7 protein-coding genes are annotated in these 13,128 nt (G+C 46.8%); 3 read left to right on the plus strand and 4 right to left on the minus strand.

The window, feature by feature from the left end:
* Positions 1-2: 2 nt before the first annotated feature.
* Positions 3-785: a formate/nitrite transporter family protein gene (locus MHI37_RS24130; protein WP_076340001.1), complete on the minus strand. Its 783-nt coding sequence runs from the start codon at positions 783-785 to the stop codon at positions 3-5.
* A gap of 249 nt (positions 786-1,034) precedes the next feature.
* Between MHI37_RS24130 and MHI37_RS24135 the strand changes: the two genes are divergently transcribed.
* A complete protein-coding gene (locus MHI37_RS24135; RefSeq protein ID WP_076340000.1) occupies positions 1,035-1,772 on the plus strand; it encodes a Crp/Fnr family transcriptional regulator in 738 nt (245 codons plus the stop codon).
* Between the two features lie 153 nt (positions 1,773-1,925).
* Here the strand turns inward: MHI37_RS24135 and MHI37_RS24140 are convergent, their stop codons facing one another.
* Both MHI37_RS24140 and MHI37_RS24145 read right to left on the minus strand, forming a co-directional pair.
* A complete protein-coding gene (locus tag MHI37_RS24140; RefSeq protein WP_076339999.1) occupies positions 1,926-2,213 on the minus strand; it encodes a HesB/YadR/YfhF family protein in 288 nt (95 codons plus the stop codon).
* Positions 2,214-2,297: 84 nt separating this feature from the next.
* On the minus strand, positions 2,298-3,239 hold the full coding sequence (locus MHI37_RS24145; RefSeq protein ID WP_076339998.1) for a VanW family protein: 942 nt from the start codon (positions 3,237-3,239) through the stop codon (positions 2,298-2,300).
* A gap of 140 nt (positions 3,240-3,379) precedes the next feature.
* Between MHI37_RS24145 and MHI37_RS24150 the strand changes: the two genes are divergently transcribed.
* The gene (locus MHI37_RS24150; RefSeq protein WP_076339997.1) at positions 3,380-4,555 is read left to right on the plus strand and encodes a hypothetical protein; all 1,176 of its coding nucleotides are present in this window, start codon (positions 3,380-3,382) and stop codon (positions 4,553-4,555) included.
* A 73-nt stretch (positions 4,556-4,628) separates the two neighbouring features.
* Here the strand turns inward: MHI37_RS24150 and MHI37_RS24155 are convergent, their stop codons facing one another.
* Complete coding sequence (locus MHI37_RS24155) at positions 4,629-11,519, minus strand: S-layer homology domain-containing protein (RefSeq protein WP_076339996.1); 6,891 nt, start codon at positions 11,517-11,519, stop codon at positions 4,629-4,631.
* Positions 11,520-12,770: 1,251 nt separating this feature from the next.
* On the opposite strand from MHI37_RS24155, the gene MHI37_RS24160 reads away from it, so the two are divergent.
* A complete protein-coding gene (locus MHI37_RS24160) occupies positions 12,771-13,127 on the plus strand; it encodes a helix-turn-helix domain-containing protein (protein ID WP_076339830.1) in 357 nt (118 codons plus the stop codon).
* Position 13,128 lies beyond the last annotated feature (1 nt).

Genomic DNA, 13,128 nt, shown 5'->3' on the forward strand with positions numbered 1-13,128 from the left:
TGTTATTCCACCTCTTCAAATGGTTTATTTACGAAATAATACATAACACCCATAAGGACCGAGCCGCCAACTATATTACCGAGTGTCACAGGCACTAAATTGTGAATCATGCCGCCTAATGAAATCGTCCCCGGGTGATGAAGAACTAACGCAATAGCAAAGGTACAAAGATTTGCGATACTGTGCTCGTAGCCAGATATAAAGAAGCAAAATACGAACAGCATCATGGCGAACAGCTTAGGTCCATCTCCTCGCAGCGACATAGGGACAAAAAATGCTAAGCAGACGAGCCAGTTACACAACACCCCTCGGAAAAATAATTCCAATACCGGAGCATGAAGCTTTTTCTCTACGACACTTAGTAAAAAACCATTGACCGAAGCATCCTTGAACAGCCCTGTTGACCAGATTAACAGTGCGAATGCGACTGCTCCTAAAAAATTCCCCACATAGCTCATCGTCCATAGCTTGAAGACGTTAGGCCAGCGCATCTTTCCGCGTAGTGCAGCGAAGGTGTAATAGAAGGTGTTGCCCGTAAACAAATCCCCGCCGCCGTATGAGATAAGAATAATAGCTGCTCCGAACGTGATCGCCGCCATCGGATAGGTAAAGGGGCTATGAACCTCGTAAAAGAAGCTGCCCGTCTTAAACGCTACGATTACACCAAATCCGATGAACATACTCGCCAGCATCGCTCGCAATATATACCTCAGCTTGCTCGTCAGAAATACCTTCTCCTTCTTCAAAGCAAGCTGCTCAACCCTTCTTAAGGGAGCATGCTCCATTTAAAGTCCTCCTAAAAATTTTATACATGGCGCTCTAGGTTCTGTTTGTTTGCTTGTTTATTTGCTTGCCCTTGCCACACCTTTATCTTAAGGTATTCCTTGACCTTTGTATGTCGGGGAAATCCCTGAAATTTGACTCAGGGTTTCTGCGCGAAAAGAGCAGCATAAATAGGGAGGTTCCCCGATAGTTTAGCGATGCTGCTTCATTTATAATAGAAGCAAGAGATCATTCGACAGGAGCTGGCGCTAATGGCAGTAAGTATATATTCTCTTTTAAATGAAGGAGTAAACAAGCCGGACACAGGGGTCGCCGCATTTTTCTCCGAGGAAAACTTTAAGAAGCTCAAAAGCATTATGTATACCAAAAAAGTCGACGCTCATGGCTATTTATTTCAAGAGGGCGAATCCGCTGAATATATGTATTATGTAAGAAAAGGCAGGGTCAAGCTTACCAAAACGACGGATACGGGCAACAAAATAACCCTTTATCTTCATCACGCGGCTGATATGTTTGGACATATTACACCCTTTCAGCCTTCTGTTCAGGCCTTTAACGCAGAAGTTATCGAGGATGCAGAATTCGGAGTGATCGAGCAAGGGGAACTGGAAACTCTGCTGCTTGCAAACGGAGATCTTGCCATTGAATTTATGCGCTGGATGGGAGCCATGTATCGTATGACCCAAGCTAAGTTTCGGGATTTGCTGCTCTATGGCAAGCCTGGCGCGCTTTGCTCGCTGCTTATCCGCATGAGTAATTCCTATGGCATCAAGCATGGCAGCAATGTAACGATCAACTATAAAGCAACGAATATGGACCTTGCAGAAATGATTGGCGCTACTCGGGAAAGCGTCAACCGTATGCTGAACGATATGCGAAAAGCAGATGTAATCGAAATTACTAACGGCACCATCGTCATCAAAAATATGGATTATCTTCGCAACACCTGCAGATGCGAGCAATGTCCGATCGAAATATGCCGAGTGTAACAAGGTGAAACGGCTGCCGCCGTCCTTTGGCGATGCTGCGCGTTTCATTCCGAAGAAATATAGAGAAAGTATGACGAAATGACCTACTTTCCTATATTTTAAAAAAAAGGATGACTTGGGGCTAAATATAGCCCCAAGTCATCCTTTTTTTTATTATTCTACAGCCATTTCGATTTCTTCATATTTCTCGTCAAAGGAGATCCGAAGCGACTTATTGTCCAAATACCAGAGATTGTCTTCCTCTATATAATAAGTTATGCCTTCCACGTCATGACTTAACCCGATACTCCTAGGCTCATCCTTCGTGATGCCAAGAGAAAGACCTGGATGAACACTGCCGCAGCCGCCCAATCGAATAAAAATACGTATGAAATCTCCCTCGACCAGTCCCATTTCCGTCTTGTACCAGCGTGCCGCTGGCTGCTCTACCCTTAATCCCATCCTAGTCAACTCCTTCCACTACCTATTCTATTCCATCATTACGAATATGGATGGCGGTGTCAACTATAAATGGCATACATTTTTTTATTTTATTTTCTGTTCAAGCCCGCCTGCATCCATCTCCAGTCTGACTTCCTCAGGAAGCTTCTTCGATGCGCTTGGCACTTGTCTTGTCTTCACATTAATATCATCTGCGGAGCAAATGACGATATTAACCTGCCCGCCGCCTGCATAAGCACGAATTAGAATGGGCTGCTCATATTTATTTTGAAATACAAAATCAGGACCATACCAGCTTACGGTTGCATCTCGTCCAGGAGGCACATATTTGACATTTCTGCTGTGCGTATAGCGCTGAACGATTTTCAGACCAGCACGATCGACCGCATTGAAGAGCGTTGAGGAGATTTGACAAATGCCTCCGCCCACATCCTCAGACATTTCTCCCCTAACAATGACGGGAGCGCGCAAATATCCCTTCTCTGTGCTCCGTTTCCCTACAACCTCATTAAACGAAAAGTTTTCGCCGGGGAACACGACATAATTATTAATTGCGTTCGCTGCCAAAACGACATTATGAGAGCGGTTTTTGTTATTCTGATTATAATATGTAGCATATTGTCCAATTCTCTTTGCCTTTATCATCGACAGCAGCTCACTGTCTACCTTAGCATACGTCTTGAGCAAGGGGAGCTCCAATCGCGAGAAGCCACCTTCAAAAATAAAACGGTAAAACTGTACTGTAAATGTACTATGGTCTAGCTTGCTTCCTGCACGCTCAGGCATGATTCGGCCAGCACTATCCAGCGCCGCATTTATCGCCTGCTTCTCCACTTTTCTGTCCAGCTCATCCATGAAAGCATGCAGTCTATCCTCATGAATAAGCGGAATGCCTGACAGCGATTGGCTATATTTTGCACGGCTCATTTCCCCGATTTGCTGCCCTTCATGGACAATAACTAAAGGATCCGGGTAATTCCCTTGCTGAAATAAAATCAATATAGCTAATATCCATTGCAGGCCCATGATCGTTACTCTCCTCCAAACGGTAGTATCAAGCGTAGTATGAATCAGTTTAGAGAAAAGCATACATATGAAGCCTGTCACATAATTAAAGCGAAACCTGCTGAAAATATAACTACACGAATTGGGATGGAGGATAACAAATGAGCTTGATAGGGAAGCGTACGGTCGTCATCCGTTTACTCATTCTAATGGTGCTGCTTATCATACAGCCAAATATTACGAATGCTCATGCGGGTAATCAAAAACCACGAAAGCATGCGGAGCAGCTTAACCAAAATAAACTCATCATGACCGTACGTTCTTCACGCGATGCCGTCTTCGTCAGTGATTTGCAAATGGTAAGCCGCGAATTAAATTCCGCTTTGCGCACTGCAAAGCAGGTAACCGCTATAGAGGTTGACTTCTATCCCGATATTGAATTAACGCTTCCGCTCGAGAAAGAAACGACTGTTTTTAGATTAGAGCGGGCAGGAAACCTTTGGGATGAGAAACATGCGTTAACGATTATTTTTCCTAAAAATATGGCGGATAAGCTCATTAGATTAGCAGACTCCTTGCGCATGCAGCATTATGGGAAGCTTATTTCATGGCAGCAATCACAACAATTATTGCCTAATAAAGCTTTTTTTACAGTAACTGAGCTGGAAACTGGTTTGACCTTTCAGGTGCAGCGCCGCGCAGGCAGCGATCATGCAGATGTTCAGCCGGTTACGAAGGAAGACAGCCGCATCATGAAGCAAATCTATAACGGCAAATGGAGCTGGAAGAGAAAGGCTATTCTGATCCACTCCCAGGATTCTTGGATTGCAGCTTCTATGAATGGGATGCCGCATGGCGGTGATGGTATACCTGAGAATGGTTTCTCTGGTCATTTCTGCATACACTTTCAAGGCAGCTCTACACATAAGTCCGATAGCCCCGATCCAGCGCATCAAATTATGGTTCATAAAGCGGCTGGGCAAGTGCAGCCTTATCTAGACACGGTCGCTCCGCTAGTACTCGCGAAAACGTTCATTGAAGTGATGTATCATCAAGACAAGGAGCTGCTGCAGCAGCTTGGTGAAGATATGTCCAAGGATAAGCTCGCCTCCTTCATAAGCCAAATGGATTCGCTCGTTTCTATCCGAGAGAACACACCTCCGAAGGCAAAGGAGCTGGCCGATGACCAATCGCTTGGGGATCTGCTTATGACAGAGATCAAGCTTCCTGTTTCGATCCATGAGCTCAATAAGCCGCGCCGCAACGGCTATTACGTATTTCTGATCAAGCGGGAGTCTTTGGACTCACCGTGGAGGATTCAGGATGTAGCAAGCTAATTGAAGCAGCCCCATAGCTGGGGCGCTCCATTCATCGGAGAGCTTTAGCTATGGGGCTGCTTCACGTACAGTATTAGGACTGCTTCATAAATATAGAATAAATTACTTTCGCTGCTTGCGCTCTAGTTGAGTCGCCGTTCGGTTCAAAATTATTATTAGCCATACCGTTCAGTATTCCTGCTGCCTGCATCTCTTGAACTGCTTGAGCTGCATAAGCTGCGATATAAGACTGATCCGCAAACGCTGTACCGCCTCCGGCTGTCAGCTTCAGCTCTATAAGCTCCGCTGCACGATGAGCCATAACAGCCATATCCTGCCGCGAGATCAGCTCGTTTACGCCAAAGCTGCCGTCTGATTTACCTTTTACAATACCCAGCTTCTCGGCCGCAGCAATTGAGCTTGCATACCAGACTCCCGGCTGTACATCGCTAAAGCTGCTTGATGCTTCATTGTCCTCCAGCTCTAGCGCCAGCATGAGCATCTTAACGAAAGCTGCTCGTGTCACTTTCGCATTCGGTTTGAAGCTTCCGTTCTCGTAGCCATCAATGACACCTCGTGCTGCCAGCGCCTCGATGGGATCTACCGCCCATGCGGCTTGCTGCAAATCTGTAAATTGCGATGATACATATTGGCTTGCATAATAGCTGAAATGATTTGTTTTGAAGGTAACCAAACCTGTCATTTCATCGTATTTCGCATTGCGAATCACCTCAAGCTTGCCATCCTCCGAGATATAATAAACGACTACGTTGCCAGGCTTCTCGCCTGATTTCAGCGTATATGGAAGAGTAACCTCTACCGCATGCTTCCCGCCCGAAAACTCGCTTATTTTTTGATCTCCAACAAATAAATTGAAATCATATACAACAGCTTCGCCGACTTGCTTACGAATTTCTTCAGTAAGCTCATTGCTTTGCAGTTGGCTGATACTCAGTCGTACCGCTTCCTTAGAAGCGCCAACCGCAGCCCGCAACGCTTCGCTAGAGAACGTTGCCTTAACAGCTCCCGTATCAATCGTTAGACTCATTTGATCCTTCGCAAGAAGGCCTGTCAAGGTTCCGCCAGGTAGGCTAACTTCTACCTCTTTAGCTGCTTCTGAAGCATTTACCTTGATGATCACTTTTGAATCGCTTGATGCTTCAACGGCCTTTTGGAGCTTCGCAGCGTCTATAGCTGCGATTGCTTTGCCACCCACAGTAACCGCATCAATCGTCAGTTGATTGCTTGCAGGGACTGGCGTTGGCGTTGCGGGCGTTGAAGTGCCAGGTGTCGGCGTCGGTGTAACTACTGGCGGTATTGACGGTGATGGTGAGACAACCGTATCCGCAATAATAGTAATCAGCTTCTCCCCTTTGACACCAGAGCCATCAACAGCAGATGCTGCAACTTTAACCGTACCTGCCGCAGCCGCATGAAGCAGGCCGTCTAATCCAATCGTTGCCAGATTAGTTTGGCTGCCATCCGTATTCACAACCGACCATTGAACCGATTTGCTTGCAGTTGCATCGCCATAAACCTCTGCATGCATTTGCAGTGTGCTGCCAACCGCAACAGAGTCAGCATTTTCTGCTGCTTTTACTGCAATTGAGGTAACGAGCGCTTGAACATATTTGATGCTTGGCGCAGCAGGCAAAGTCATGCCATCTCCCAAATAGAAGCTCGGATGCGGTGGCTGATTATAGCTTACATTTTGCCATGCTATCCCAAGGCGATAGATCGGGTCATGCATCAAAGTACGAATACGATAATCCGTTTCATCCACAGTCGAATAAATTCTAAGCTCGCTGCTGTCCTCTGAACGCCACATTATTTCTTCCCGCCAGTCGCCGAACAGATCGGCCTGCAGGCTAGGGTTGGCTTTTGTCGAGTTGTTGGAAGCTGATCCTACCGCGGTCAGCAGGTTAACCGTTTTGTTTTGCTCATAATCCCACTTGTCTATGCGATTGTAATCCTGCAGCTCACGCAGCAGATCACCATCCCACCAGACGCCAAAGTTTGTCGAGCTTGGGATGCTAGTCGTAATTTTTTCACCCTTAGCGCTGTACAAGCCTGTAACCGGTATATGCTCGGCGTTTACGATATTGGCCGTCCACATTTCCTCACCCGGATATCTTGGATCAAGATCTGCCGACATCCCGCGTCCTGTATCCACGCCTGTATGAACGCCCCAGATGATCTCGCCTGTACGCGCATCCTTCAGATCCATCCCGTAGATGGAATCGCTATGCTCCTGTACTGCGAATATTTCAAGTCCCGGACGTGTTGGATCCAAATCACCAAAATGCATTGCATCGCCATGGCCGAGCCCCGTATTGTAAAGCGGCTTGCCGTTATCATCGATGCCCATGGCACCAAAGTGAATCTCATCCTTGCCGTCGCCATCCGAATCTCCTACCGATAAATTGTGATTTCCTTGTCCTGCATAGGAGCCATAACCCTCGGTATTCGAGTCGAATACCCAGCGCTTCGTCAATTGCCCATCTCGATAATCATAAGCCGCAAGCACCGTGCGTGTGTAGTAGCCTCTGCTGAACACTAAGCTTGGACGCTCGCCATCAAGATACGCAACCGCAGCAAGAAAACGGTCTACACGGTTGCCGTAAGCATCTCCCCATGCTGCAACATCGCCGCGCGGCGGATCATAGTCCGTCGTTGCCAAAGCTTTCCCTGTCGCACCTTCAAATACAGTTAAATATTCATTGCCTAGCAAAATATATCCAGTACTATTCCGATGATCCTTGCTCGGATTTCCAATAGCTTTGCCCGTTCCATCAATTGTACCGTCTGCCGTCTTAAAGGAAACCTCGGCACGACCGTCACCATCTAAGTCATAAACCATAAATTGTGTATAATGTGCTCCAGCCCGAATATTCGGTCCAAGATTAATGCGCCATAAACGGGTGCCGTCCAGCTTGTAGGCATCCATATAGACAATTCCTGTATAACCAGCTTGTGAATTATCCTTGCTGTTCGATGGCGACCACAGCATAACGATCTCGTATTGTCCATCGCCATCCAAATCCCCTACACTCGCATCGCCCGCTGAATACGAATACGGCTGTCCGTCCTTCGTATAATCGTCGGCCGGCTTCTGCAGCGGAACCGATTTATATTGCTTCTGCCAAACGCCGAAGCTGCTTGTCGCTGCTTGCTCCGTACCATTTAATACGGATGTAATATGATACGAGGAAGAGACCATACCTGCCGCATCCACAAAGTTCGTGCTCGTTGTAATTACTGCATCGTTTAGCTTAACTCCATCGCGATACACATTAAAGCCGATTGCCTCTGGATCAAGTCCGAGCATGCGCCATCCGATGTAATTGCCTGCCTCTGTATGGATAGCCACTGGTGAGCGATCCAAATATTCCATCGCACGTACCAGCGTTGTGATCGCTTGTGTCTCCATAAGGGCTGATAGCTCGGAAATTCCTCCCTCATTCACGGAGGCTACTTTATAGTAATACGGAATCGTCGTCAAAACCGTATTATCGGTATACGAAGCAGTTGTAGATTTTCCAATTAGAGTATACGTTCCATCTGCTTTCTCAGAGCGATAAATATTGTACATTCTGACTTGCGGTACTGCATCCCAAGTAAAGCTAATATCATTCTTGTGGATGGATGCCAGCGCAAGGCCTGTTGGGACTGCCGCTTTCGCAACATCTGGATCAGTTATCGATACGTTAAGCTCATTGGAGATGACCGATTCGAAGTCGGTATTATCTACTGCCGTTACGGTGTAGATATACTCAAGTGCTATATCAGCAGTTGTATCGAGATATGTTGCAGCACTCGTCTGCCCAAGCAACACCACCTCGCTTGTACCGATCGCCTTTCGATAAATGTTATATTTTACTGCATCCTCTACTCCTGTCCAAGAAAGCTCAACCTTGATTCGATCACCAGTCAAATCAAGCTCGTTCAGTGTAAGCTGCGTAGGCGCCAGCAGCAAAGGTGTAATTTCAACGCCATTCAGATGAGCTGTCTGTCCGCTCAAAATCATGTTCAGCTGACCATCCTTAACCGCGATCATATTGAATACGCGCTCAGCAATACTTTCCTTGCCGGATGATACCGTGCCCAAATTTTTGCCTTCGATATTAATATCCGTTTTGGTAGTACCAATCCAGTCCCCTGTGTAGGTTTTGACCGAATAATAACCGTTTGGCAAATCGACCTTAAACTCATAGCTCATTGCGAAGTACGCAACAAAATCACGTCTTAACGCATCCGTAGCCGTACCGCGGTCGCGGTCAATCATACCTGAACTGTCCGTGATGCCATAACCACGCTCAGTTGTATAGATTGTATTGCGCGTTACCTCGTTATAGCCTTCTTCTACTACGCCGCCAATCGTTCCAAAATCATATTTATAAGCAGCAGATTTTGTCTTAATAAATATCGGATCAGAAGGCGCGGATTCTCCCTTGCCATTCACTGCTGTTACTTGAACGAAATAGCTGTTCCCTTCTACTAGTCCGCCTAGTTCAAGCGTTGGAATTGTAGAGGTGCCGACCATCGTATAAGCACTGTCCGGCTCTGTGGAAAGCTTGCGATACACTTTGTAAATATCAGCTGTAGCTACGTTGTCCCATTTGAGCATTGCTCCTGCATTACTAATGCTGCCAGCTACTAATCCCGTTGGTTTAACCGGAATCTCTGCCGGCAATTCGATTTCCTTAACCGATTGTGCCAGCGGCAAATCTAGCTGCTTGATCCCGCCTGAGAGCAGCCGAGCAATTTGAATTGCACCATATTCCTGAAAATGTGTATCGTCTGCGGAGCCGTTAGGGAACGCTCCGTATACACCGGCCGGCACATGCAAGAACACCGATAATGATGCTGCCGGTCCGATGGAATCATAATAAGCAATACTTAATGTACTTAAGTCTACCAAATCAACATCCAGCTCCTGTGCAACCTCCTTCATCGCTTGCACATACTCTGGGAAGCTGACGTTGAATTTGCCAGTCTCTGCATTGAAGCTGCGTCTGCCCATCGGCGTAACGAGAATTGGCGTCGCTCCGCGCTGCTTTGCGCCGTTGATATACGTTTTTAAGTAATTTTTGTAATCGGCTGGTGCCGCGTAACGGTCCGGCACGCTAATCGTTGCATCATTATGACCAAATTGTATGAGGAAATAATCGCCAGGCTTAATGGCTCTCAGCACTTCATCTAAACGACCCTCGGATATAAAGTTTTTTGTGCTTCGTCCGCCGATGGCATGGTTTTTAAAAATAACATCGTAGGAGAAGAAGCTTGAAATCATCTGTCCCCAGCCCGCTTGAGGGAGCCAGTAAGGATCATAGGTTTGAACGGTAGAATCGCCTGCGAGATAAATCGTAGGAAGCTCTCCTGCTGTGCGCTCTGCCTTCTTCGTAATGACAAGCGCATTAATCTTAGGCGCGGTTCCAGCGAACTGCAGGTTCAATTGACCGTCTACCAAAGCGATGTCAAAGTTCATTTCAAGGAACTGGCCAGCGGGCCTAACCGCATTGCCATCCAGCCGCTTCACCTTCTCGATACTCTCGGCTGTAATGGAAATATCAGTGCCGTCATTCAAATCGCCTGCAATAAGCGATACGGTGTAATCTCCATTCGGAAGATCCACGTTAAAGGCTGTATCCTGTACAATGCCAAAATCCGAGCGCAATGCATCCGCCGTGCCGCGGTCTACGAAGCTGACCTTTGACGGATCGGCAAAGCCATACTTTCGATCTGATGAATAAGCGACTCCCGAGGAAATAGCTACATACCCTTCAGCAACAGCACCTTTGCCGAAATCGAAGCGCAATACATCTCCCTCAGGCAAATTTACTGGCGGCACATAAACAGAGCTCACTGCATAATCCGAAAACTCAGATGCGCCCTGTGCGTTTACTGCTTTTATTTTGTAATACTGCGGAATTGTCGTATTAGCCGTTTGATCGGTATAAGACAGCCCCGTAACTTCGGCAAGCTCCGCAAATTCTCCAGCTGCTGCGTCCGAACGATATATTTTATATCCTGCTGCGCCAGCTGCTGCTTGCCAGCTAAGATCAGCGGAAGCTGCATTCACATCAACAACAGCTAGGCCCGCTGGAACAGCTGGCGGTTGTGGTGCTGGAATGACAGCGACTTCGCTAGCGGCGCTTAAGCCCGACTGCTGGCCGAACGCATTCGATGAAGCAACGTAGTACGTGTAGCTCTCCCCGACGCTAACACTAGTATCCGTATAGCTGCTGCCGACTACTTGTTCAGCAATGGGAGCGTCAGGCTCGTTGCTGTCGGTGGCACGATATACTTGGTAGTAAGCTGCGCCTTCAACCGGCGTCCATGCAAGCGAAACCCCGCTTGCGTTAATTGCTGTCAGCACAAGTCCTTCAGGTGCTGAAGGCAGAACCTGTTCAATGATTACCGCGTTCAAAATACTGGCCGTTCCATCACCTGTTATTTGAATGTTCATTTGTCCATCTGCAACAGCTACATTGTAGCTTGCAGTCGTAATGGCTTGTCTAGATTGCACTGTTCCCAGAGCAATATCCTCGATTGAAATCTTCGTTTTGTAGGTAGAGGTGCCTGCGAGAAGATCGCCCGAATATATCGTTACCTTGTAATTGCCATTAGGAATGTCTGCTTTAAAAACAACGGGTATACCCGTTCCACCCAAAATAAAATCATTCACAGCATGATCTGTATCTTCTCCACCGCGATAGCGAGAAGCTTGAGCTGCATCTAAGCCGTAGCCAAGCTCACTCGTATAGAGTGTCGTACCAGCAATGCCTATATACCCTTCTGCAACAGGTCCTCCTGAGTTGTTTCCACCTAGTGTAGGCAAAGCTCCAAAATCAAACTTCCATACCTGCGGCTCTGGCAATGGTGAAGCCTTCGCAACTTGAACAGGCAAGCCTGCCAATATGGTGTAGACAACCATGAATACAGCTAATGCTAAAGACATGCTTCTTTTCATTCGGATACTCATAAAGCGTTTGTTCCCCTCTCATGTTTGGAGTAATCAAAATGTGAAATATTCCGTGCCGTTTTTGCTAATCTAGCATTTCAAATATTTACCTCTTAATAGTACCTTTGTTAAGAATGCGCTTACATTATAAAAAACCAAGATTTTTGTTTAATTTTCCGTGTATATTATAAATATTTGCTTTTTTATTGTTCTATTAATATAAATGTTAATCACTATTTTGTGTTTATAGCGTAAATTGGGTACATGCTCGAAACGCTGCTTCCCCCTGCAAGTAGGATAGTCGTACATTCACTCCGAGCTCGATATGCCGCTTCTTCCGCACGCAAGCTATCCTGCACATTTGCACTAACTTCGCGTTTTCCAGCCTCACCGAGCTGCCTATCCTGCACATTTACAGTAACTTCTCGCTTTTCAGCCTCATCGAGCTGCCTATCCTGCACATTTGCATTAGAATGGACTGATTTCGGCTTGAGATGCACCTGGAAGGTACTCTATAGTGCAGCGGTGCAACATAGACACGGGGGAGCTCGAAAAACCAGCTTCCATCCTGCTAAAGTGCAGGATAGCACCATAGTTGGTTAGTGGAAGAGCACGTTGGAGGACTTGTTGGAGAAAGTGTTGCAGAATAGGTTGGAGGGTTAGTTCTAGGATAGTCGTACATTCACTCCGAGCTCGATATGCCGCTTCCTCCGCACGCAGGCTATCCTGCATATTTGCAGTAACTTCGCGCTTTTCAGCCTCACCGAGCTGCCTATCCTGCACATTTGCATTAGAATAGACTGATTTCGGCTTAAGTCGCACCTGGAAGGCTCTCTATAGTGCAGCGGTGCAACATAGACACGTGGGAGCTCGAAAAACCAGCTTCCATCCTGCTAAAGTGCAGGATAGCACCATAGTTGGTTAGTGGAAGAGCACGTTGGAGGACTTGTTGGAGGGGTTCTTCTAGAGTTGGTTCTAGGGTTGGTTCTAGGGTACTATGGGGCAGCACTCGTTGGGGACAGCACTCGTTGGGAGCATCTCCCCTTCAAAAACGCGCATAGGATCTCCGGCTTTATTCAACTCCACCAATACACCAACCACTCCCAAACCCATGCTGAGACAATAAAGATCGGACAGTTCACATCCAGCTCACATTCTAACTAGTACATGCAATTGTCAAACATGGTATAATTATGTGTACATTTACCTAGCCGACTTAGAAACTCATTATGAAATTGGACACTTGTGATATTTGAGAGGGGGGAGATAAGGATGTTCGCAAAGCGTCTTAAGCTGCTGCGCAAAAAGAGAAAACTAACGATGCAGGAAGTAGCAGATTACTTAGGAGTTGCAAAAAGTACATATGCGGGGTATGAATCTGGTTACAGACAGCCGACAATCGAGTCCATTCAGACGATTTCGCGGAAGCTGCGTACATCTGCTGATTATCTTCTGGGTCTTACCGACTATCCGGAGCCGCCAATCGAACTTAATCATAATGCAAAAGAATATTTGAACTACGAACAGCTTCATTGGGACGGTGTTCCTCTGGAGAGGGACGATCTAGAGCTGATTCGCAGCTTGCTTGAGCGTGTGCTCCGTGATCGTACCCTGCCAAAGGATGAATAAT

The organism is Paenibacillus sp. FSL H8-0548 (assembly GCF_038630985.1).
Lineage (GTDB): Bacteria > Bacillota > Bacilli > Paenibacillales > Paenibacillaceae > Pristimantibacillus.

Excerpts from the sequence above, each read along its gene's own strand:
- MHI37_RS24130 (WP_076340001.1), bottom strand. The coding sequence starts at position 785 with ATGGAGCATGCTCCCTTAAGAAGGGTTGAGCAGCTTGCTTTGAAGAAG.
- MHI37_RS24135 (WP_076340000.1), top strand. The coding sequence starts at position 1,035 with ATGGCAGTAAGTATATATTCTCTTTTAAATGAAGGAGTAAACAAGCCG.
- MHI37_RS24140 (WP_076339999.1), bottom strand. The coding sequence starts at position 2,213 with ATGGGATTAAGGGTAGAGCAGCCAGCGGCACGCTGGTACAAGACGGAA.
- MHI37_RS24145 (WP_076339998.1), bottom strand. The coding sequence starts at position 3,239 with ATGGGCCTGCAATGGATATTAGCTATATTGATTTTATTTCAGCAAGGG.
- MHI37_RS24150 (WP_076339997.1), top strand. The coding sequence starts at position 3,380 with ATGAGCTTGATAGGGAAGCGTACGGTCGTCATCCGTTTACTCATTCTA.
- MHI37_RS24155 (WP_076339996.1), bottom strand. The coding sequence starts at position 11,519 with ATGAGTATCCGAATGAAAAGAAGCATGTCTTTAGCATTAGCTGTATTC.
- MHI37_RS24160 (WP_076339830.1), top strand. The coding sequence starts at position 12,771 with ATGTTCGCAAAGCGTCTTAAGCTGCTGCGCAAAAAGAGAAAACTAACG.